The organism is Arthrobacter sp. UYNi723, from assembly GCF_054057635.1.
The window spans coordinates 63,413-84,468 of record NZ_JBSRZM010000016.1 but is presented as its reverse complement, the minus strand read 5'-3'; the positions used below and the strand labels follow the sequence as shown (position 1 = coordinate 84,468).

Here is a 21,056-nt window from a genome sequence, read left to right as displayed (position 1 = left end):
AAACGCCTTCGTCCGGTCGTGCTACGGGTCGCTAAGGACCTGGCGGGGCGGTTCAGCCTCCACCACCACGCCGTCGTCCATGAACACCAGCGTGTCCGCCACCTCGCGGGCGAACCCCATCTCGTGGGTCACCACGATCATGGTCATGCCGCTCTTGGCCAGTCCTTTCATGACGTCCAGCACCTCACCCACCAGTTCCGGGTCCAGGGCACTGGTGGGCTCGTCAAAGAGCATCAGCTTCGGATCCATGGCCAGGGCACGGGCAATGGCCACGCGCTGCTGCTGGCCGCCGGACAGGTGCGCCGGGTAGGCATCGCCCCTGTCCCCCAGCCCCACGCGCTCCAACAGTTCATTGGCCCGGGCCACTGCTTTGGCTTTGGAAATGCCCTTCACCCGCATGGGGGCCAGGATGATGTTCTCCACCGCCGTCAGGTGCGGAAACAGGTTGAACCGCTGGAACACCATCCCGATCTCCTGGCGCTGGAACGCTGCCTCCTTGAGCTTGAGCTCGTAAAGCTTGTCCCCTTTCTGGCGGTAGCCCACCAGCTGGCCATCCACCGAGAGCCGGCCGCCGTCCACCCGTTCCAGGTGGTTATGGTGCCACTTTTGGCACCACATCTCAAGGCGTGCCTGCCCTTAAAACCGCCGCTGCCGGAACTTCTGAACGATCACGGACCCCGGCTCACAGCACGGGTGCCGCCGTCGGCCATGACAGGTTCCGGCAACCCCAGCCCGCCTCCCCGACGCCGGAAACCCCGGTATGCATGACAAGGGCGCGTCCGGACAAACCGGACGCGCCCTCCATGTGCAAGGAACCCGCGAAGTGGTCCAAAAGCACCTGATTCAGTCGATAAGCACCGGCTGCTTGTCACCGTCCGAAGATTCGATACGCGGCGCAGCCTTGCCGGAACGGTGGTGGAGCCAGTTTGCCACCGCCAAAAGCGCCACGAGTGCGAAAGTGCTCAGGAGCTGGGGACGTGAATCCTCGCCGATGAAGCCCACCGTGAAGATCGCCGCGAGGATGAGCAGGCCAAAGCACGTGAGCCAAGGGAAGCCGGGCATCCGCAGGGGAAGTTCCGTTCCGTCGCGGTCGGCGCGGAGGCGCAGCGCGAGCTGGGCGAGGAGCGCGGACGTCCAGACCAATAGGCAGGTCGAGCCCACAATGTTGAGCAGGATGGGAAGGACCTTCTCGGGGAAAGCCAGCTCCAGCACAACCGTGACAACGCCGAAGGCGACGCTGGCCAGGACGGCGACAACCGGTACCCGGGCCTTGGACACGGAAGCGAGCAGCCGTGGTGCTTCGCCCCGTTCCGCGAGGGAGAACGCCATCCGCGAGGCACCGTAGAGGTTGGCGTTGAGGGCGGAGAGCAGTGCGGCGACGGCTACCAGGGTGATGGCGGTGGCTGCTCCGGGCATGCCGGCGGCCTCCAACACGGCGGCGAACGGGCTCTTCAGCCCCGCCGAACCCACGGGAACCACAGCCGCGATAACGAAGATCGCACCAATGTAGAAGACCAGGATTCGCCACAGCACGGTCCGGACTGCCTTCCGCACGCTGCGGGCCGGCTCCTCTGTCTCAGCTGCCGCAACGGAAACGATCTCGGTGCCGCCGAACGCGAAAGCCACCACAAAGAGTGCCGTGGCAATTCCGGCGAAACCGCTGGGCGCGAATCCGTCTCCGGTGAAGTTGGCCAGGCCCGGCGATTGAACGCCCGGCAGCCAGCCGAAGAGCAGGGCAGCGCCGACCAGGAGGAACCCGACGATTGCTGCCACCTTGAGCAAAGCGAACCAGAACTCGAACTCACCGAAGTTCTTCACACTGGTGAGGTTCACTGCGGTCAGCACCACGATGAACACGAAGGCCATGAGCCACACCGGCAGGCCGGGGAAGATGGTGGACAGCAGGCCTGCCGCACCGAGCGCTTCCGCGGCGATGACCACCACGAGTTGCAGCCACCAGAGCCACCCCACCGTGGCACCGGCCACCGGCCCGTAGGCCTTGGCGGTATAGACGGAGAAGGCACCGCTGTCCGGATTGGCGGCGGCCATCTCGCCGAGGGCCCACATCACCAGGATGATGAGGGTGCCGGCCACGAGGTAGGAGATGAGCACGGCCGGCCCGGCAGCCTGGATGCCGGCGCCGGAGCCGATGAAGAGGCCCGCGCCGATGGCGCTTCCGAGGCCCATCATCGTGAGCTGGCGGGGTTTGAGTGCGGCGCCCAGTGCGCGGCCAGACGTCATTGTCTGTTGTTCCATGGGGAGTCCTCTGGTTGTAGGTGGAACGGATTGGGGTTTCAGGTCAATCGGTTATTCAGGCTGCGTGGGCTTCTAGGAGCCGGAGCACGCGATCGTTGGAGGCGGGGCTGGCAACGGTGATCCGCACACCGTCTCCCTGGTACGCCCGGACCAGGATGCCTGCGCGGTCAAACGCATCCACCAGCCTCGCGCAGAGATCGTCATCCGCACGGATCCAGAGGAAGTTGCCCTGGCTAGCCTGCAGCTTCCAGCCCTGGGCTTCCAGCTCCGCGGCCATCCTGGCGCGCTCCTGCTTGACGGCGGCCACGCGCGTTTCCATCTCCTCCTCGGCGTCCAGCGACGCAACGGCCGCCTTCTGGGCCAGCGCACTCACCGAGAAGGGAAGGGCGGTCCGGCGCAGTCCCTCGGCGATGCCCGGCGCCGCCACGGCGTATCCCACGCGCAGGCCGGCGAGTCCGTAGGCCTTCGAGAAGGTGCGCAGGATGCAGACGTTAGGGTACTGGCGGTAGAGCGCCAGGGAATCGGGGCCGCTGCCCGCTTCGGCGTATTCCACGTAGGCCTCGTCGATCACCACGAGAATGTCGGAGCGGACGGATTGCAGGAAGGCCTCGATGCGTCTGTGGCTGATCGGTACGCCGGTGGGATTGTTGGGGGTGCAGAGCAGGATGACCTTCGTGCGGGCAGTGACGGCCGCGGACATGGCATCGAGGTCGTGGCCCTCATCGACGTCCAGCGGGATGCGGACCGGCCGGGCGCCTGCCAGCTCAATCAGGATGGGGTAGGCCTCGAACGAGCGCCACGCGAAGATCACTTCATCCCCGGCGTCGCAGAGTCCGGTGATGATCTGCTGGAGGACGCCCACACTGCCGGGTCCCACCGCGATCTCTTCGGCCGTGACGCCGAGGTGGCGGGCAATCCGTTCGCGGAGCTCGACGGCGGCACTGTCAGGGTAGCGGTTCATGGTGCCGGCCGCTTCTGCCACCGCAGCCGCGGCAGCAGGCAGCGGAGCGTAGTGGCTTTCGTTGCTGGCGAGGGCTGCGATGTCTGTGCCGGCGCCGCGGCGGCCCGGAACGTAAGACGGGAGTCCGGCCACAGCGCCACGAAGGGTGGGAACGTAAGACGGGAGTCCGGCCACAGCGCCACGAAGGGTGGGAAGCGCGGTGTCCGGTGCGATGAGGAGCTGATCACTGGTCATGAGGAACGATCATGATTGTGACCCGCCCCACAATGCAAGATACCCTCAAGCCATTGGGACTTCTGCTCAACTTCTACTAACCGTGGTGAAAATATGACCATCCCGACACCCCGCACCCTGGATTCCCTCGACGGCAGGATCATCCTGGCCCTCGACAAGGATCCCGAAGCCAGCGCCCTGGCACTCTCCCGCACGCTCGGCGTCGCACGCAACACCGTCCACGCCCGGCTGGCGAGGCTTGAGCGCAGCGGCGCCCTCCGCTCCTTCAGCCGAATCCGTCTCTTCGGGTTGCAGACGTTTCCCGGGATGGCTAGAAAGGCACCCCGCAGGTCAACAGCGCATTGGCATAGGGCGTAGCTTCCCCTGTCCGGATGAACAGTCTGGCCGACCCGGACAAGACCTTGAGCTCCTCATGACTGACGTAGCTCAGTTGCCCGATGCGGCTGCCGACCCAATTTTCAGTGTCCGTGCCGCGTCCTTCCTTCGCCACCGTGGCACTTTCGAACACGAGGTCCCCGACTAGTGCCGCCAGAACGTCGTCAAAACGCGGTATGCCCTGGACTAGCGCCAGGTCGACCACCGGGACCCCGCAAGGGGCGGGCATGCCGCAATCGGCGAGCAGAACCAGGTCGCCATGGCCCAGCCGGCTCAGGGCAGCGTTGAGCTCGGCGTTGAGAATTCCGTGGCGCTTCACGCTTTCACCTCAGGGAGCACATCGGCCAGGGTCGGATAGGACGGCTGGGTTCCGTGTCCTTGCACCGCGAATGCGCCGACCCGGACCGCATAGCGGGAAGCCTCCAGGAGTGACGCGCCAGCGGCAAGACGCGTACTCAAGGCACCGACGAAGGCATCGCCCGCGCCCGAGGTGTCCACTGCTTGGACCGTCGGGGCCGGTACCAGGTGAGTGCCCGCACCGTCTGAGCAGATGGCGCCGTCCGCGCCACGGGTGAGGACGACAGACGGGATCCCTTGTGCCCGCAGTGAGGCGACCAGCGCCTCGTCATCCGCCGGCACCGGGGCGAGAGGGTCCAGCTGCGCAAGCACCAGGACTCCCTCGTGCTCGTTGACCACCAGCGGGCTCGCTGCACGGATAACCGCGGGGTCCACGGCGACCACTGGGGCTAGGTTCAGCAGCACCCGCCCGGTTGCAAGTTTGGCCGCCGCTGCAATCCCCTCCGCGGGAATTTCACCCTGCAGAACCACGACGGCTGCTTCGGCAATCCGGGCAGCAGCCCGTTCCACCGCCTCGGCGTCCACCGAGGAGTTGGCCCCCGGGATGACAACGATGGTGTTTTCGCCGCCATCCGCTACGCAAATGACAGCCACCCCCGTGGCTCCGTCCACAGTCCTGACGGCACCGAGGTCCACCCCTGAGGTTTCCAGGAGTGCCGTGGCAAGCGCGGCGTTTTGATCGTTACCCACCGCGCCGACCAGGCTTACAGTTGCGCCGCATTGAGCCGCAGCAAGGGCCTGGTTGGCTCCCTTCCCTCCGGGAAGCAGTGTGATCGAGCTGCCGAGCAGCGTCTCCCCCGGCAAGGGGTGACGCGTCAGGCGCACTACCTGATCCAGATTAATGGAGCCAACTACCGCGACTTTTCCGCCTGGCCCTTGCTGTTCTGTCACTTGCTGAAGTCTCCCACGTTGGTCTTGTTCACGGTCACGACGCCCACCGGGACCGTGGCGTCGATCTTGTCGCCCTTGAGGACCTTCGCGGCCTGCTCGACAGCAAACTGACCCAGCTTGGCCGGCTGCTGCGCGATCGACGCCACCAGGGTGCCGGCCTTGATGGCGGCAAGCCCATCGGTGGTTCCATCAAAACCAACGACCTTGACGTCCTTGCCGGCCTTGGCGCCCAAAGCCTGAACTGCGCCCAAAGCCATTTCGTCGTTTTCAGCGAAGACCCCCGTGACACCGGGGTTCGCCTGCAGCAGGTTAGTGGTGACATCCAATGCGGCTGCCCGATCGAAGTTGGCGGTCTGCTTGGCGACAATCTTGATGTCGGGGAAGGCCTTCATGCCCTCTGCGAAGCCGGCGCCGCGGTCACGGCTTGCGGAGGTTCCGGCAACGCCCTGCAGCACGATGACGGTGCCCTGCTTGCCCAGCGCTGCACCGAGCTCCTCCGCAGCCTGCTTGCCGCCGGCAACATTGTCGCTGGCCACCAGAGAGGTAAGGGTCGCGTTGTTGACCGTGCGGTCCACGCCGACTACCGGAATGCCTGCCTTGGTCAAGGCAGTCACTGATGCCGATGCTGCATCAGAATCCACCGGGTTGACGATGACGGCCTTGGCGCCCGACGTCTGGGCGTTGGCAAGCTGGTTGGCCTGCGTTGCGGAGTCATTTTGCGCGTCCACTACATCCAGCTGGATGTTTGCGGCCTTGGCGGCGGCCTGGGCGCCGTCGCGGACCTCGACGAAGAAGGGGTTGTTCAGGGTGGAAAGTGCCAGAACCACTTTGGGATTGCCGGCTGCGGCTGAATCGCCGCCGCGGTTGCAGGCCGTGGCTCCGGTAAGCAGGAGGCCGCCCACGGCGGTCAGTGCGAGGGCGCGGGTGAGGGAGAGCTTCATTGTTCTGTCCTTTGACTTGGAGGTTTGGAAAAATGATTCGGGTTGGAAAATCTGTTGGGAGCGTTAGCTGGAACGGGTCTTTCGACGAAGGACGTCCATGCCGACAGCCAAGGCAATAACGACGCCGATCACCACTTGCTGCCAGAAGGAGGTCACGTTGAGAAGATTCAGGCCGTTGCGAATGACCACCAATACCAGCGCACCGACGATCGTGCCGGAGATCCGGCCGAGGCCGCCCGCGAGGGATGCCCCACCGATCACGACGGCGGCAATCGCGTCGAGTTCATAGCCGGCCGCAGCCTGGGGCTGGGCGGAGTCCAGCCGGCCGGCCAGCAGGAGTCCTGCCAGGGCGGCGAAGAGCCCTGCCAGGGCAAAAACAGTGACGGTGATCTGCTTGACCGGCAGTCCTGAGAGTCGGGCTGCCTCGGCGTTGCCACCGACGGCGTACATTGAACGCCCTATGACGGTCCGGTTCAGGATGAAGGAGGCTACAGCTGCCGCGATGACCAGGACGATGATTGGGGTGGGGACAGGGCCGATGTTGCCACCGAGGAAAGAAACTTCCGGTGCCGTTTTGATGGGCCGGCCGTCTGAGATGACCAGTGTGAGGCCGCGGGCAATGCTGAGCATGGCCAAGGTGGCGATGAAGGAGGGCAGTTTTCCGTAGGCGCTGGCAACACCGTTGACGGTTCCCACCACCAGGCCTGTCAGCAGGCCGACAAGCAGGGCCAGGCCCCCGGGCAAACCGGAAGAGACAAACATGTAGCCGGATACCATGGCGCTCAGGGCAGCCACCGACCCAACCGAAAGGTCAATGCCGCCGGCCACGATCACGAAGGTCATGCCGAAGGCAAGGATGGCCACGGTGGAGACCTGGATGCCGATGTTGAGCAGGTTGGGCCCGGTAAGGAAGTCGGGGGTGATGATGAACAGGGCCAGAGCCAGTACCAGTAGGCCCACCAAGGCGCCGTTGTTCGCCAGGAACTTTCTGACGTCGAAGCCCTGATGTGGCTGGGTCAGGGTTGCAGTGGACATGTTGGTGTTCCTTGTCTGGGTCAATGGGGACTGTGACGTCTTCGTCTCGGGATTTGGGGCTTTCATTGGTCTTCATCCGTATCCAAAGCCGCCAGGGTCATGACGGCATCCTGGGTGGCATCGGCTGCGGGCAGCACACCGGCGACTTCACCGTCGCGCATGACGAGAATGCGGTCGCTCATGCCCAGGACTTCAGGAAGCTCGCTCGAGACCATCACGATGGCGCCGCCGGCGGCAGTTATTTGGTTCATCAGTTCGTAAATTTCCACTTTGGCGCCAACGTCGACGCCGCGGGTGGGTTCATCCAGCAGCAGCACCGAAGACGCAGCCATGATCCAGCGCCCGAAGACGGCCTTTTGCTGGTTACCGCCCGAAAGGGATCGGATCGGCTGGTCGATGTTGTGCATGCGGATGCGCAGCTTCTTGGCAATCTCCTCCGCTTTTTGGCGTTGGCCGGCGAAGTCGGCCAGGCCCATACGGGAGCTGGACTTCAACGTCGCGTAACCGAGGTTTTCGTTCACCGTGGCGTCCAACACGAGGCCTTGGACTTTCCGGTCTTCGGGAACGTGCCCGATGCCGGCAGCTATGGCTGCCCCCACGTCACCCTTGGGCAGCCGTTTGCCGCGCACTGTGACACTGCCGGCGTCGTGCCTGTCCACACCCGCGATGGCGCGGATGACTTCAGTCCGCCCGGCCCCTACCAGACCGGCAATGCCCAGTATTTCGCCGGCTTTGACGTCGAAGGAAATGTTGCTGAAACGGCCCTTGGACCCTAGGCCCTCGACCGCGAGGACAGTCTGAGGGGTTTCTGGCTCGACGATGCGGCGAGGGAACTGATCGTCGATGCTGCGGCCTACCATGAGCCGGACCAGTTCGTCCTCGTGGGTGGATCCGGGTACTTCGGCGATGAACTCACCATCACGCAAAACACACACGGAGTCACCGATTTCGGCAATTTCCTCAAGGTGGTGGCTGATGAAGAGCATGCCCACGCGCTCCGCGCGGAGTTCCTCCACCACCCGGAACAGGTTCTCTGTTTCGTGTTTGGTGAGCGCCGCCGTGGGTTCGTCCAGAATCAGCACCCGGGCGTTGATGCTGAGTGCCTTCGCGATTTCCACCAGCTGCTGCTGTGCGATGCCAAGCTCCCGCACCTGGGTGTTCACGTCCACGCGAAGTCCAATGCGGTCCAAAGCGATCCTGGCCTGACGCCTCAGTTCACGCCGGTCAACCATCCCGAATTTCTTTGGCGTGCGTCCCAGCATGATGTTTTCAGCGACACTCATGCTGCCCACCAGGTTTAGTTCCTGGTGGATGGTGGCGATGCCGTGAGCCTCCGCCGCACGGGTGTTCGGGAGAGTGACCGGTTCGTTGTTGATGAGGATCTGACCGTTGTCCGGCTGGTAAACCCCGGCCATGACCTTGATCAGGGTTGACTTTCCGGCGCCATTTTCACCCAGGAGCACTTGCACCTTTCCCGGGTAGACATTGACGGTCACGTCCTTGATCACTTTGACGGGCCCAAAGGATTTGCTGATGTTCTTCAGCGTGACAAGCGGTTCGCCGGGATGCTCTGCGGCGTTGGAGTTGGAGGAGCGATCGGTCATTTCAATTCTTCCTCTGGGTTTTCACTGGATCGGAATGACGGTGCAAGGATGACTCGCGAATAATGAGTTCGCTAGGCAAAGACACCGAGAGGGGTTCTTCGCCGTCGATGACTTTCAGCAGCAGATCCACCGCTATCCGGCCCATGTCCTCCACGCTGTGCGCTATGACGCTCAGCGCCGGGTTGAGCAGGGCAAACCAATTGATGTTGTCGAAGGCAACCAGGGCCACGTCCAGACCGATCCGGACGCCGAGCTCGTGTAGTTTCGCAACGGCACCCACGGCCATGGGACTGTCTGCTGCAAGGATTGCCGTGGGCGGGTCCTTGAGCTGGAGCAGCCGCTCGGTGGCTGCGGCGCCGCTCTCAAGCTGGAAGTCGCCGAAAACCGTCAGGGCTGGGTCTTGATCAAGTCCGGCCTCAAGCAGGGCGCCCACGAATGCGCCATAACGCTCCCGACCAGTGGAAATTGACTGCGGTCCGGCGATGTAACCGATCCGCCGGTGTCCTTGATCCGCGAGATGCCGGACCGCCTGGCTGATTCCAGGACGGCTGTCCGTGGTGACGCTGGGGACGTCAACGCCGTCGACTGTTCGGTCCACGAAGACTGTGGGGATCCCACGGTTCACAAGCGAACTAATGGAACCCTTGCCATCACCCTGCGGCGCCACGATCACGCCATCAACCCGCTGGTCTATCAGGGTGTCCAGGAACCGGTTCTGCTGGTCCTCGAGTTCATTGGCGTTGCCGAGGAGAATGACGTACCCGGTTTTTAGGGCCGCCTGTTCCACCGCATGCGCCAGATCGGCAAAGAACGGGTTCCGCACGTCTGAAACCAGAAGACCCAGCACATTCGTCCTGGCCGAACGAAGGCTCCGGGCCTGGGCGTTGGGACGGAAGTCCAACTGCTCGGCGGCCGCACTTACGCGTGCGCGGGATTCGCTGGATGTGGCGGGGTGTCCGGACAGCACCCGGGATGCCGTGGCCAGGGAGACTCCGGCCAGTGCTGCGACATCCTTAATGGTGACGCTTGTCATCGCAGACACTCCTTCGTGTGGACGGTTTCCAAATCCAGCTCATGGAATCGTTTCCATGAGATCGTTTCCACAAGTGTAAACAGAGGCATTGGCGTGTGTCAACCGTCACGAAATCGTCCGACTGTCCCCTATTCCACTCGGCCGCTCCGGTCCCAAATCCGGGCGCCGACCTGGAGCCGCCGTCGGCCGCTCCGGTCCCAAATCCGGACGCCAACCGGGCGCCGCCGTCGGCCGCGTGCTGGCCCGGAGCGGCGTCGGCCCGGATGGGACCCGAAAACCCCGTTGAGCAGGACGTGGAGGACCTTCTTGGGGAAGCCAGCTCCAGTCCAACCGTGAGAATGGCGAAGGCGACACTGGCGAGGACTGCGACAACCGGTACCCGGGCCGTGAACACCGAGTCAAGCAGGCGCGGCAATTCACCGCCCTCGCCCAATTAGTGCGCCATCCGGTATGCGCTCTCTTCATCGGGCCCCGCAATGCCCTTGCCGGCGCTGCGCCGGCCCGGGACGTAAGGCGGAAGTCCGGCCACGGCGCCACGAAGGGTGTGAAGCGCGGTGTGCGGTGCGGTCAGGATCTGATCACGGGCATGAGGAACGATCATGATTGTGACCCGGCCCACAATGCAAGATACCCTCAACCCATTGGGACTTCTGCTCAACATCTACTGTCTGTGGTGAAAATATGACCATCCCGAACCCCCGCACCCTGGATTCCCTTGACGGCAGGATCATCCTGGCCCTCGACAAGGATCCCGAAGCCAGCGCCCTGGCACTCTCGCGGACGCTCGGCGTCGCACGAAACACGGTCCACGCCCGGCTGGCGAGGCTCGAGCGCAGCGGCGCCCTCCGCTCCTTCAGCCGGAGGCTGGATCCCGCCGCGCTGGGCTATGACCTGATGGCCTTCCTCTCCCTGTCCATCAGCCAGACGCGGACAGGTGCGGTGGAGGACGGGCTGGCCGCGATCCCGGAGGTCATCGAGGTGCACGCCACCACCGGGGACGCGGACCTCATGGCCAAGGTGGTGGCGCGCAGCACGGCCGATCTCTACCGCATCACCAACGAGATCCTGGAAATCGAGGGGATCCAGCGGACCAGCACGGCCATTTCCGTGCTGGAACTTATGCCACCGCGCTACGACGGCCTCCTGAGCAGGCTCTCGGAGCAGGAATCCCGCCCCTCCAGCTAAGTGGGAGTGATGCACACCACAAGTGGTCAAATTTTCACTTGGACCGGTATTACCCTGCCAAATATCCCAATCAAATCCACCTCTCTTGCCTATCTGTGAACCAGCCCACAAGATTCCTGCATGACTACTCTTACCGTCTCCGGCCGCGTGGCGCAGGTTCTCAGCAGCTACCTCAGCGATGTCTTCGGCGTGATGGGCAACGGCAACGTCTACTTCCTGGACGCCGCGGAAAAGCTGGGCCTCCGCTTCTCCCCCGTCCGACATGAAGGCGCCGCCATCGCCGCGGCCGACGCCTACTACCGGACGTCGGGACGCCTCGCCGCGGGCACCACCACCTACGGCCCCGGCTACACCAATGCACTCACCGCCCTCGCAGAGGCGGTCCAGGCACAAATCCCCGTTGTGCTGGTCACCGGGGACGCTCCCACCAGCGGCGCCCGGCCTCAGGACGTGGACCAGGCGGCAATCGCCGCAGGTCTCGGCGCGGCGACCTTCACCGTCACCCGCGACGCCGCGGGCTCCATCACGCAGCAGGCGGTGGAGTACGCACTCACCAAGCGCACCGCCGTCGTGATTGCCATCCCCTACGACCTCGCGGCACTCGAGGCCGCGGACGAAGAACTTCCCGCGCCGCTAGCACCAACGGTGACGGACGACGTCGACGGCGGCCTTGGGCAGGTGGCCCGCCTGCTCGCAGGGGCGAAGCGGCCGCTGATCCTCGCCGGCCGCGGTGCGCATCTCGCCGGAGCCGGCCCGGAGCTCCGCGAGCTCGCCGACCGCCTCGGCGCACTAACCGCCGGAACCGCCCTGGCGCTCAACCTCCTCAATGGCGAGGGGTACCTGGGCGTCGCCGGCGGTTTCGGCACCGACACCGCGGCCGGGCTCATGGGCGAGGCCGACGTGGTCCTCGTGGCCGGGGCAAGCCTAAGCCCCTTCACCATGCGGTTCGGGCACCTGCTCGGCCCGGACAGCACCGTCATACAGATCGACACCGCCCTGCAGCCCACGCACCCCCGGGTGGACATGTTCGTCAGCGCGGACGCGAAGTCTGCTGCGGGACGCATCCTCCGGATGCTGGATGGCCCGGCCTCGCCGGACGCCAGCCGCGCAGAAGCCTGGCGCGCGGAAGCCCGCCGGCGCCTGGCCGAAGGACCGGGGCACCAGGCAGGTTCCGACGAGACCCCGGACGGACGGCTGGACCCGCGCTCCCTTGCCACGGCACTGGATGCGGTGCTGCCGGAGCGCCGCACGGTGGTCCAGGACGGAGGGCACTTCGTCGGCTGGGCACCCATGTACTGGCGCATCCCGAGGCCCCAGGACCTGGTCATGGTGGGGACCGCCTACCAGGCCATTGGGCTGGGCCTTGCCAGCGCCGTCGGGGCGGCCCGCGCCGTGGAGGACGGCCGCACCCTGGTACTGGCCTCCGGCGACGGCGGTTTCCTGATGGGCCTGTCCGACCTCGAATCGCTGATCGGGGCGGCGAGCAGCGCCGTCGTCGTGATCTACAACGATGCCGCCTACGGAGCCGAAATCCACCAGTACGGCTCCCAGGGCCTGACCCAAAAGCCCATGCTGATCCCCGAGGTGGACTTCAGCGGCATCGCCCGCGCGCTCGGTGCCGAGTCGGCGATCATCCGCTCGCTCGCGGACCTTGCCGCGCTCAAGGACTGGATCGACGCCGGCGCGAAGGGAACCTTCGTGGCCGACTGCCGGATCACGTCGAGCGTCCGGGCCCCGTGGCTGAGCGAATGGATGGAGGCCTCGCAGGCCGCAAAAGCGGCGGTGGCGGGCTAGATAACCAAGGTTGGCAGGGCAGCGGATTCAAGAGTGCGCCGAGGCTCGCGCGGCGTACCCTGAAACCATGGAAGCCGACGTCAGATCTGGGCACACGCTGGCGGGACGGGTGAAGGGGGTCTACGAAAACCTTCCTCTGCCGGCGCCCGTCGTGGCCGCGATGGCCATCGACTTCCTCCTTGCCAGGCTCCGCCCCATGCCACTTCCCGGCTCTCGTTCCCTCCACAGGTTGGTTGGGGCGGGACTGATGGTCACCGGCGTCAGCCTCAATGTTTGGGCTTTGGCTGAACGCCGGCGGCGCTCGGCGGGCCCCTTCGAGCTGGAGCGGCCGGAGGATCTGGTGGTCACCGGCCCGTATGCCATCACCCGCCACCCCATGTACGTGGGCTGGTGGCTCATCCAGCTCGGCACGGGAACCCTGGCCGGTTCAGCCTGGGTCCTCGCGCTGCTGCCGGCCGAACTGCTGGTGGAGCACCGCTTCGTCCGCGGCGAAGAGGCCACGCTCGCCGGGCTGTTTCCGCAGTCCTACCCGGATTACGCGGAACGGGTTCCACGGTATCTCAGGCTCCCCCGCGTGTAGGTTCCTTCGGCTGGAACCCAGGCGCCGCCGTCGTACGCCGCCGGACGACGGCGGTACTCACCCCGCCATGTCCACTCGGACTCCTTCAGGCCAACAGCCGCTCTGTGGCGTACTTGTTGAGGGGCACGCCGTTGACCGCACCCACAGGATCGGCCAGAACCGGAACGTCATGGCCTACCGGCTTGTCGCCAAGGACACCATCGAGGAGAAAGTCATGGCGCTCAAGGAAAAGAAAGCCAAGCTGTTCACCGCCGTACTGGACGACGACGCGATGTTTGCCTCAGCACTGACTGCGGATGACGTGCGGGGGCTGTTCGAGGGCTGAGACGGGCCGGATGCCCGGGCCGGTCAGGGAGGCCGGCGCCCCGGAAATGGCCGAGTGGACTAACACCGGCACGTTGTGGGACACTTCACAGGTTTTGGTGTCGTGCACCACATGGGTCTACCGCCATGCGCAGCACCAATCCGCATCCCCAACCGCATCATCCACGCTCTTCATGGAGGGACCCCACACTTATGAGCGATGTTTTATCAGCTATCAATGACGTTATCTGGAGCGACTGGCTCGTCTATCTCTGCCTCGCTACCGGCGTCTACTTCTCCATCCGTACGCGCTTCATGCAGGTGCGGCACGTCAAGGGCATGATCCAGCAGTTGCTTCGGGGCGAAAAGTCGGCCTCCGGAGTCTCCTCATTCCAGGCGCTGGCGATGTCCCTGGCCGGACGCGTCGGAACCGGCAACGTCGCCGGTGTAGCCACCGCTGTCGCCTTCGGCGGCCCCGGCGCGCTCTTCTGGATGTGGATGGTCGCCTTCCTGGGCGCCTCGACGTCCTTCATCGAGTGCACACTGGGCCAGATGTACAAGACCCGCGATCCGCTGACCGGCGAGTACCGTGGCGGCCCCGCGTATTACCTATCCCGCGCGCGTGCCCACACCAAGGGCGCCGGTTTCTTCAAGGTCTATGGCTACGTCTTCGCGGCCGTTACCGTGCTGGCCTGCGGCGTACTGATGCCCGGTGTCCAGGCCAACTCGATGGCCACCGCGATCAACGGTGCCTGGACCATCCCGTCCTGGGTCGTCGCCGTCGGATCCGTGATCCTCCTGGCTTTCGTCATCATCGGCGGCGTCAAGCGCATCGCCAGCGTCGCCGGCTTCGTCGTGCCGTTCATGGCCGCCGCCTATATCGTCCTCGCAATGGTGGTGGTCTTCGTCAACGCGGACCAGCTGCCGGCGATTCTCTCTCTGGTCTTCCGCAGCGCGTTCGGCATGGACGCGGCCCTCGGCTCCGTCATCGGCCTGGCCGTGATGTGGGGCGTCAAGCGCGGCGTCTACTCGAACGAGGCCGGCCAGGGAACGGGCCCTCACTCATCGGCCGCCGCCGAAGTCTCACACCCGGCCAAGCAGGGCCTGGTGCAGGCCTTCGCGGTCTACATTGACACCCTGTTCGTCTGCACGGCCACCGGGTTCCTGATCCTCTCGACGGGCGCCTACCGGGTCTTCTCCGGCGGCACCGAAAAGGGCGAAGTCCTCGTCGAGGGCGGCCTGCTCTCGGCCACGGCCACGGCCGGACCCCAGTTCGTGCAGACCGGTTTCGACTCGGTCTTCCCGGGCTTCGGCGCAGCGTTTATTGCGATCACGCTGATCTTCTTCTGCCTGACCACGGTGATCGCCTATTACTACATGGCGGAAACCAACCTGCGCTTCCTCGTGGGCGGTTCCTCGAACAAGCTGATCCCGGGCCTTAAAGTCAGCGTCGGCCGCGGCACCACGATGGCCTTGCAGATTCTGATCCTCATCGCAGTGGCGTACGGCAGCGTGAACACGGCCGCCGATGCCTGGCTGATGGGCGACATCGGCGTCGGCATGATGGCCTGGCTGAACATCATCGGCATCCTGATCCTGCAGAAGCCTGCCCTGGCGGCCCTCAAGGACTTCGAAGCGCAGCAGAAGATGGGCCTCGACCCGGTCTTCAACCCGCTGCCCCTCGGCATCACCGGGGCCACCTTCTGGGAGTCCTACAAGACCGCGGACCGCGAGAAGGAATCCGCGCGGGTCTAGTGCGGAGTGCACCGTGCGCCGCGCCGTTCATTCGGCGCGGCGCACGGTCGTATCCGGGCAAAGAAGCCCGGACGGCCGGCGCCGTCACTACGGAAGCTGCGCGCCGCCGTCGTACGCTCCGGCCGCCGAGGCGCACCTGGGCACGCAGCGGCGAGCTGGCACCGGTGATTGTCACCGAATAGGAACAGTCCTGGCCGCCTTCTGCGTCTGGCTCGTGCTCGGGATTCGCCACCATGGTCAGCAGCGCCTCCGGCAATCATGAAGCATGTTACTTCCGGGTACACCTACCCTGCCCGAAGGGCTGGAGATTCACGAAGTGGCTGGCCTCTCACCGTGCACAGGCTCGCCCGCCGCAGACTCAAAGGGTCTTTTCCACAACAGGGTTTTCAGACCCGTTCGGGAAAGGACTCCACCTTCGCGGGATCCCGCTCAACCAGATCCCCGAGGATGGCGTCGGCCCGGGTCAGGAGCGCCGGGTCAAGGGTTACTCCGGCCGCCGTGACATTGTCCCGCAGCTGTTCCGGGCGTGAGGCGGCCTGAAGCTGCCCAAGGCGTACGAGGTCAAGGGCTAGGCCCCCTGGCTTTAAGTTCGCGGCCGGGCGGCAGCTTTTGGAAGCTGCCGCCCGGCTGTTCTACGTACTCTCTAATCTGGTGTGACCGGCCCCTCGGTTTACGGCCTACTGGCGCGTGGAGCCCGCACCTAGCGACGAAACTTTTGGCCCAGCATCAGGCCGCACCTAAACCCCCGGCTTCCGCTTCCACGCCACCGCCAACCCCAGCACCACGGCGCCCAGTCCCAGCATCACCAGAACCATCAGCCCCCAGTTCGCCTGGTTCACGCCTGGCCCGTACAGCACACCGATGAGTACCGTCGCCGTGATCGCGCCGAGGTAGCGGCAGGTCTGGAAAATACCGGCCGCCACTCCCCTCTCCTCCGGCCGGGCTGACACGTACAGGCCCTGGTTCGACGCCGTGCTCACCACTCCGTACGGCACACCCATCAACGCGGTCAGCCCAAACACCAAGGGCGGCCACAAGGATAACGTCAACGCCCCTAGCCCGCCCGAGGCAACCAGCAGGATCAGCACTCCGCCGATCATCACCGAACGCACGCCGAACCGCTCAATCAGCCGGACCGTCACCGGTGTGACCAACACGGACATGGCCGCCAGGGGCAGCATCAGCAGGCCCACCAGTCCGGCGTCGTAATGTCCTGCCTCCTGCAGCAGCTGCGGCAGGCCGAAGAACGCAAAGTAGTAGACGCCGCTGAAGACGACGAACACGAGATACACCAGCAGCAGCGGCCGGTTCCGGCCGAGCAGCCGCAAGTCGACAAATGGCGGACGGAAGCGCAGCTCCCGCCACGCGAACAGCCCGGCAATGAGGGTCGCCGCGCCCAGGAGCCACCAGCGATATCCCGGCATCACGTTCAGCAGCGCCATCATCGCGAGCATCAGCGAGGCGACGAAGGCCAGGATGCCGGGGATGTCGGAGTCACGGATCAGGGTTGAGAGCTTCCCTGTTTCGCGTTCGGAATCGGCGGGCGCCGCCCGATGCACCACAATCAGCGCCAGCAGCGCGAGCGGCACGTTGACGGCGAACAGCGCCTGCCAGCCCAGCAGGCTCACCAGCAAACCGCCGACGACGGGTCCCACCGCGGCGGCCGACGTGTTCGCCATCTGGATCCGGCCCAGCGGGCGGGTGGCCGGCAGCTTCGCCAGCCGGCTCAGCTCGGTGACCATCACGACGGCGGACGGGTACGCCGTCGCTGTCCCCACAGCCATGAGCGCGCGGGCCACGCAGACCAGCGCGAAGTTGGGCGCGAACGGCGCCAGCGCGCACGTCACCGCCACCAGGGCCATCCCGAACGTGAACAGGCGGCGCGGCCCGAAACGGTCCGCGAGCCTGCCCATAAGCGGCTGTCCGGCCGCGGACGCGAGGTAGAACGAGGTGATCACCCAGGTGACGGTGGCGACGTCGAGCGCGAAATCCTCCCGCAGGACCACCAGCGCGACGGCGATCATGGACGAGTTCAGCGGGTTCAGGGAGGTGCCGAGGCTGAGCGCAGCGATCGCGAGGCCGGGACGGGGTTTGTTCGTCACGCCCCTAAGTCTGGTGCATGGTTGCCTTGGGTCACGAACCTACTCAGGGGCGCGCGGCGAGTCGAGCTCTCCGGCAATCTTCTCCTCCAAGGCGGCCAGCGCCGCTTCGGGCAGGACGATCAGTCCATCCAGCTCGAGCCGGGCGCGCTTGTAGGCCGTCTGCCGCTCCGCCGGCGTGGCGGCATTGTCCGAGGCGATGTTGAGCAACTTCCTGGCCGTCGCCAGCCGCTGGCGTTCGGGCCCCGTGAAGCAAACCGTCGGCCTCCCGCTTGGCCCGGAGGAAGGCGACGGTGAGAGGTTCGCGCACGTCCGTCATAACCGGGAAGTCGATGAGTTTCCCCACGTCAAGCTCATAGTCCAGCCACCGCCGGTTCACGGCGTCGTGCGCTGCCACCAGCGAGAGGACCTCAGCGTGGCTGGCCTGTTCCGCCTGCACCACCTGATTCTTGAGCTTGTAGAGCTCCACCCGACGGCGGTGGCGGCGTTCGCTGGCCTTGGACCACTGCCTGGCCCACCCGCCGACCATTCCGCTGAGAGGGAAGACAAGCCACCAGTAGTGTCCGACAAAATCGAAGAAGGGATCCACAGGTTCATCGTCCCACCTGCACCGTTCCACTGAAACGCATTTCCCGGGTCAGGTCTTCGTGGAACGGCATCTAAAAACCCGTTGACATGTGACTAAATGGTCACCTATTCTGGAGTTGTGGACGCCGTATTCAAGGCCCTCGCCGACCCCACCCGCCGGGACCTGCTCGATGAGCTCTTCCGGGAAGACGGGCAGACCCTGCACGCACTCGAGGCCCGTTTCGAGATGACCCGATATGGGGTCATGAAGCACCTCAAGCTGCTGGAGGACGCCGGCCTGGTGGTCACCCGCCGTCGGGGCCGCGAGAAACTCCATTTCCTCAATCCGGTGCCCATCCGACTGGTCCACGACCGCTGGGTCAGCAAATATGCACAACCATGGGCCGCTGCCCTCAGCGACCTCAAAACCAGATTGGAAAGTCCCATGGAAAAGATCTTCGAAATTTACATCAAGACCACCCCGGAGCGGCTCTGGGAGGCCATCACGGACAGCGAGATCCGCAGCAAATACCAGTTCGGCAACACCCACACCGCGGACTGGACGCCGGGCGGCCACTACGAGATGCACAATCCCAAGGCCAACGGCATGGTCCTGGGCGAAGGCGAAAACATCGAGGTCGATCCCCCGCGCAAACTCGTCCAGACCATGCGCGCCCTCTGGGGCGAGGACGTCAAGGAAGAGGGCACCTCCCGCGTCACCTGGGAGATCGAACCCGTGGGCGATTCCTGCCATCTGACCGTCACCCACGACCAGCTCCGCGAAGGCGCCAACGACCAGCTCTACGGCGGCTGGCCGATGATCCTCTCCGGCCTCAAAACCTGGCTCGAAACCGGCGAAAAACTCACCACCCCCGGCTCCCTCATGTACACGTGAGCCGACCGTCGGCGCCCAACCCGGGCGCCGCCGTCGCACTCCCCCATCCGGGAGGCTTGCATCGTGTTCCTCCTGGCCAGGCCATACCGTGAAGAGAGGGTCAGCCGGAAACGCAGGTATGGGCATGCGACAGATCTCCTGGTTATTGCGCTGTTTTCTGTTGTGCTTCCTGGCCATGGGGATCCTCGGCGGCGCCACCACACCGGCGCCGGCCCCTACTGACTCACCGCCCCTAGGACCGGCGAGTCCTGAGCAGGCCTATGAGGCGTTGGACTTCTTCCTGCAGGACCAGGTCGACGCCCTCGGAATGTGTGTGATCAACTATCTGTAGGCCGTTTCAGCCAAGAAATCCGGCCGAGTTGGTGGCTGGTTTCCTGCCAAAAGAGCGCTAAGAATCAGGCCAGGCAATTCCCTTCCAAATCATGGATTCGGGGAGCGCACAGAGAGTGAGATCACCCGGGCCCGGGCGGTTCCCAGTGCGTGTGCGCCGGAAGGGCTTGAACGTCCTCGGCCTCCTGGTGCAGACGGTCTCCGGCCAGCCGTTCGGGGACTACATGGAGCAGCACGTTTTCGAACCATTGGACATGACTCACAGCCACCCGACGCGGGCTGGCGCGCGCGGACAATATGGCGGCCGGCTATTCGCTGTGGTTTGGCTCGTTCTGGGCCCAGACCGACGTGCCCGCACCCACCACCGGAATGCCGTCCACCACCATGTACGCCTCGGCCGAGGACATCGGCACGAGCGGATCGCGTGGACGAGGGAGCGTACAGCGACGGCCGTATCCGCCGGCTCCTCCGGCGTTGGCGTCGCCATGGTCATCAACGGCAATGACATGTCGGCCCCGTCCCGGCTCAAGGCCGTGGATACCAACGTCCTGCGGATTCTCCACGGTCAGCCTCCGGTGCCCGCGGTAGTGCAGGAGGACTGGCTGCAGCGCTGCAGCTGGGCGGTCTCGCTGGCACTGCTGGTTGCGGAGCTGCTGAGCCGAGGGGGTGTCGGATGGAGAGCCCTTCGACAAAGAACAAGCCTGGATTCACCGGTGCCATGAAGACCGCAAGAGAATTCTCCGCCTCTAAGATGAGGCATGGACTTCGAGGACGCGCTTTGGACGGTGACGGGCGCCGGGCTGATTCTGCTGATGGTCGCAGACGTCTTTCACACGCTCCTTTATCCGCACGGGTCCGGTCCTGTGGGCCGGACGATAATGCGCGGATTCTGGCTTCTGTCGAGAAGGTCAAGGGGCCGGGCCTCCACCATCGCGGCACCCCTGGCAATGGCTGCCGTTATCGGCGCCTGGGCCGGCCTGGCGGCCATAGGCTGGGCCCTGCTGTACCTGCCACATCTGCCCCAAGGTTTCGTTTACGAAGACGGGGTGCCACAGCGGGGCGACTTCGCCGAAGCGGTCTACCTCTCGATGGTCACTCTTTCCACCGTGGGGTTCGGCGAAATTGTCGCAGCGCATCCGCTGCTCAGACTCGTCGCGGCCTTCCAGGCCGTCACAGGGTTCGGGTTGCTGACGGCCACGGTCACTTGGATCCTGCAAACATACCCGGCCCTTAGCCGGCGCCGGGCTGTTGCCCACCACCTGAACCTGTTCAGGGAAGCGGCAGGTCCGGAGGGCTTATCTTCGCTGGAACCACGGCATGCCGCCGGGCTGCTCGAATCGCTGGCCAAAAACGTGGCTTCCGTCAGCATAGATTTGCTGTCGTTCCATGAAACTTACTACTTCCGCGAAGTCGAGCAGAGGGGTTCCCTGCCAGCCACCGTTGCCTATGCCCACCAGTTGGCGTCTGAGGCCAAACTCAGTGAAAACCCGGAACTCCGGTTTGCCGGACGGATGCTTCATGCAGCGCTGGACGATCTCGCAGAGGTACTCCGCGGCAAGTTCGGCCATCCAGGGACGACGTCGTCGGAGGTGTTTGACAGCTACGCGCTGCACCACAGACACCGACAGCCACGGGAACTTGACACCAAATAGCCTCCCAGCCTTTGAGAGGGGGACTACGATTTCCCATTCCGGCGTCTCAACCTGCGTAACTTCGGTCTAGTTGTTCCGCTAACGTACGCGGAAGCTACTCAGCAGTTGAGACGGGACGTCTGTGGCTACAAAGGCATCCCATCAAGCACCCCAGCAGTCGGAAGGTCGCGAATTCATCAAGTCACCAGTTGATGCGCCAAGACAAGTAA

At 64.8% G+C, this 21,056-nt stretch carries 18 protein-coding genes and 5 pseudogenes; 10 read left to right on the top strand and 13 right to left on the bottom strand.

Translation table 11 applies throughout. The annotated features are described in order from the left end of the window. Positions 1-21: 21 nt before the first annotated feature. From ACVWY0_RS13665 to hisC, 3 genes and pseudogenes are all read right to left on the bottom strand, one after another. Positions 22-594, bottom strand: a pseudogene (locus ACVWY0_RS13665) (amino acid ABC transporter ATP-binding protein); the annotation flags it as partial. Between the two features lie 249 nt (positions 595-843). Then, on the bottom strand, positions 844-2,256 hold the full coding sequence (locus ACVWY0_RS13660; RefSeq protein ID WP_485837164.1) for an amino acid permease: 1,413 nt from the start codon (positions 2,254-2,256) through the stop codon (positions 844-846). Between the two features lie 55 nt (positions 2,257-2,311). Further along, positions 2,312-3,451: a histidinol-phosphate transaminase gene (gene hisC / locus ACVWY0_RS13655; protein ID WP_485837163.1), complete on the bottom strand. Its 1,140-nt coding sequence runs from the start codon at positions 3,449-3,451 to the stop codon at positions 2,312-2,314. A 93-nt stretch (positions 3,452-3,544) separates the two neighbouring features. Between hisC and ACVWY0_RS13650 the strand changes: the two are divergent. Then, a pseudogene (locus tag ACVWY0_RS13650) lies at positions 3,545-3,724 on the top strand (AsnC family transcriptional regulator); the annotation flags it as partial. Positions 3,725-3,761: 37 nt separating this feature from the next. On the opposite strand, the gene rbsD reads toward ACVWY0_RS13650, so the two are convergent. The 7 genes from rbsD to ACVWY0_RS13615 all read right to left on the bottom strand — a co-directional run bounded on the left by rbsD (position 3,762) and on the right by ACVWY0_RS13615 (position 10,288). Further along, positions 3,762-4,145, bottom strand: coding sequence for a D-ribose pyranase (gene rbsD, locus ACVWY0_RS13645; protein ID WP_485837162.1), 384 nt, complete (start codon positions 4,143-4,145; stop codon positions 3,762-3,764). Then, positions 4,142-5,074, bottom strand: a complete 933-nt coding sequence (locus tag ACVWY0_RS13640) for a ribokinase (RefSeq protein WP_485837161.1) — start codon at positions 5,072-5,074, stop codon at positions 4,142-4,144. The genes rbsD and ACVWY0_RS13640 overlap by 4 nt, the downstream gene beginning before the upstream one ends. After that, entirely contained in the window at positions 5,071-6,015 is a 945-nt protein-coding gene (locus ACVWY0_RS13635; protein WP_485837160.1) for a substrate-binding domain-containing protein, read from the bottom strand. The genes ACVWY0_RS13640 and ACVWY0_RS13635 overlap by 4 nt, the downstream gene beginning before the upstream one ends. 63 nt (positions 6,016-6,078) lie before the next feature. After that, the gene (locus ACVWY0_RS13630; RefSeq protein ID WP_485837159.1) at positions 6,079-7,050 is read right to left on the bottom strand and encodes an ABC transporter permease; all 972 of its coding nucleotides are present in this window, start codon (positions 7,048-7,050) and stop codon (positions 6,079-6,081) included. A gap of 62 nt (positions 7,051-7,112) precedes the next feature. Continuing rightward, positions 7,113-8,654, bottom strand: coding sequence for a sugar ABC transporter ATP-binding protein (locus tag ACVWY0_RS13625; RefSeq protein ID WP_485837158.1), 1,542 nt, complete (start codon positions 8,652-8,654; stop codon positions 7,113-7,115). Between the two features lies 1 nt (position 8,655). After that, positions 8,656-9,687 carry a LacI family DNA-binding transcriptional regulator gene (locus ACVWY0_RS13620; RefSeq protein WP_485837157.1) on the bottom strand — a complete coding sequence of 344 codons (1,032 nt, stop codon included), beginning with the start codon at positions 9,685-9,687 and terminating at the stop codon, positions 8,656-8,658. 433 nt (positions 9,688-10,120) lie between these two features. After that, on the bottom strand, positions 10,121-10,288 hold the full coding sequence (locus tag ACVWY0_RS13615; protein WP_485837156.1) for a hypothetical protein: 168 nt from the start codon (positions 10,286-10,288) through the stop codon (positions 10,121-10,123). Positions 10,289-10,368: 80 nt separating this feature from the next. Between ACVWY0_RS13615 and ACVWY0_RS13610 the strand changes: the two genes are divergently transcribed. The 5 genes and pseudogenes from ACVWY0_RS13610 to ACVWY0_RS13590 all read left to right on the top strand — a co-directional run bounded on the left by ACVWY0_RS13610 (position 10,369) and on the right by ACVWY0_RS13590 (position 15,304). After that, entirely contained in the window at positions 10,369-10,872 is a 504-nt protein-coding gene (locus ACVWY0_RS13610) for an Lrp/AsnC family transcriptional regulator (RefSeq protein WP_320537683.1), read from the top strand. A gap of 120 nt (positions 10,873-10,992) precedes the next feature. After that, the gene (locus ACVWY0_RS13605; protein ID WP_485837155.1) at positions 10,993-12,666 is read left to right on the top strand and encodes a thiamine pyrophosphate-binding protein; all 1,674 of its coding nucleotides are present in this window, start codon (positions 10,993-10,995) and stop codon (positions 12,664-12,666) included. Between the two features lie 67 nt (positions 12,667-12,733). Then, positions 12,734-13,246 (top strand): methyltransferase family protein, encoded by a 513-nt coding sequence (locus tag ACVWY0_RS13600; protein ID WP_485837154.1) that lies wholly within the window; start codon positions 12,734-12,736, stop codon positions 13,244-13,246. Positions 13,247-13,364: 118 nt separating this feature from the next. Then, positions 13,365-13,571 (top strand): annotated as a pseudogene (locus ACVWY0_RS13595) (hypothetical protein); the annotation flags it as partial. A 191-nt stretch (positions 13,572-13,762) separates the two neighbouring features. Then, the gene (locus tag ACVWY0_RS13590) at positions 13,763-15,304 is read left to right on the top strand and encodes an alanine/glycine:cation symporter family protein (RefSeq protein WP_485837153.1); all 1,542 of its coding nucleotides are present in this window, start codon (positions 13,763-13,765) and stop codon (positions 15,302-15,304) included. A 737-nt stretch (positions 15,305-16,041) separates the two neighbouring features. Here ACVWY0_RS13590 and ACVWY0_RS13585 read toward each other — a convergent pair. Continuing rightward, entirely contained in the window at positions 16,042-17,406 is a 1,365-nt protein-coding gene (locus ACVWY0_RS13585; protein ID WP_485837152.1) for an MFS transporter, read from the bottom strand. Positions 17,407-17,445: 39 nt separating this feature from the next. Further along, positions 17,446-17,992: pseudogene (locus ACVWY0_RS13580) on the bottom strand (hypothetical protein). A 117-nt stretch (positions 17,993-18,109) separates the two neighbouring features. On the opposite strand from ACVWY0_RS13580, the gene ACVWY0_RS13575 reads away from it, so the two are divergent. The 3 genes and pseudogenes from ACVWY0_RS13575 to ACVWY0_RS13565 all read left to right on the top strand — a co-directional run. Further along, the gene (locus tag ACVWY0_RS13575; protein WP_485837181.1) at positions 18,110-18,865 is read left to right on the top strand and encodes an ArsR/SmtB family transcription factor; all 756 of its coding nucleotides are present in this window, start codon (positions 18,110-18,112) and stop codon (positions 18,863-18,865) included. Between the two features lie 124 nt (positions 18,866-18,989). Further along, positions 18,990-19,196, top strand: a complete 207-nt coding sequence (locus ACVWY0_RS13570) for a hypothetical protein (RefSeq protein WP_485837151.1) — start codon at positions 18,990-18,992, stop codon at positions 19,194-19,196. Between the two features lie 91 nt (positions 19,197-19,287). Then, positions 19,288-19,461, top strand: a pseudogene (locus ACVWY0_RS13565) (serine hydrolase); the annotation flags it as partial. A gap of 42 nt (positions 19,462-19,503) precedes the next feature. On the opposite strand, the gene ACVWY0_RS13560 reads toward ACVWY0_RS13565, so the two are convergent. Continuing rightward, entirely contained in the window at positions 19,504-19,758 is a 255-nt protein-coding gene (locus ACVWY0_RS13560) for a hypothetical protein (protein ID WP_485837184.1), read from the bottom strand. A gap of 195 nt (positions 19,759-19,953) precedes the next feature. On the opposite strand from ACVWY0_RS13560, the gene ACVWY0_RS13555 reads away from it, so the two are divergent. Further along, entirely contained in the window at positions 19,954-20,847 is an 894-nt protein-coding gene (locus ACVWY0_RS13555; RefSeq protein WP_485837150.1) for a potassium channel family protein, read from the top strand. Positions 20,848-21,056 lie beyond the last annotated feature (209 nt).

Bases quoted from the DNA above. Each gene is read 5' to 3' on its own strand.
- ACVWY0_RS13660 (WP_485837164.1), bottom strand. From the start codon at position 2,256: ATGGAACAACAGACAATGACGTCTGGCCGCGCACTGGGCGCCGCACTC.
- hisC (WP_485837163.1), bottom strand. From the start codon at position 3,451: ATGACCAGTGATCAGCTCCTCATCGCACCGGACACCGCGCTTCCCACC.
- ACVWY0_RS13635 (WP_485837160.1), bottom strand. From the start codon at position 6,015: ATGAAGCTCTCCCTCACCCGCGCCCTCGCACTGACCGCCGTGGGCGGC.
- ACVWY0_RS13630 (WP_485837159.1), bottom strand. From the start codon at position 7,050: ATGTCCACTGCAACCCTGACCCAGCCACATCAGGGCTTCGACGTCAGA.
- ACVWY0_RS13625 (WP_485837158.1), bottom strand. From the start codon at position 8,654: ATGACCGATCGCTCCTCCAACTCCAACGCCGCAGAGCATCCCGGCGAA.
- ACVWY0_RS13620 (WP_485837157.1), bottom strand. From the start codon at position 9,687: ATGACAAGCGTCACCATTAAGGATGTCGCAGCACTGGCCGGAGTCTCC.
- ACVWY0_RS13615 (WP_485837156.1), bottom strand. From the start codon at position 10,288: ATGATCGTTCCTCATGCCCGTGATCAGATCCTGACCGCACCGCACACC.
- ACVWY0_RS13610 (WP_320537683.1), top strand. From the start codon at position 10,369: ATGACCATCCCGAACCCCCGCACCCTGGATTCCCTTGACGGCAGGATC.
- ACVWY0_RS13605 (WP_485837155.1), top strand. From the start codon at position 10,993: ATGACTACTCTTACCGTCTCCGGCCGCGTGGCGCAGGTTCTCAGCAGC.
- ACVWY0_RS13600 (WP_485837154.1), top strand. From the start codon at position 12,734: ATGGAAGCCGACGTCAGATCTGGGCACACGCTGGCGGGACGGGTGAAG.
- ACVWY0_RS13590 (WP_485837153.1), top strand. From the start codon at position 13,763: ATGAGCGATGTTTTATCAGCTATCAATGACGTTATCTGGAGCGACTGG.
- ACVWY0_RS13570 (WP_485837151.1), top strand. From the start codon at position 18,990: ATGCGACAGATCTCCTGGTTATTGCGCTGTTTTCTGTTGTGCTTCCTG.
- ACVWY0_RS13555 (WP_485837150.1), top strand. From the start codon at position 19,954: ATGGACTTCGAGGACGCGCTTTGGACGGTGACGGGCGCCGGGCTGATT.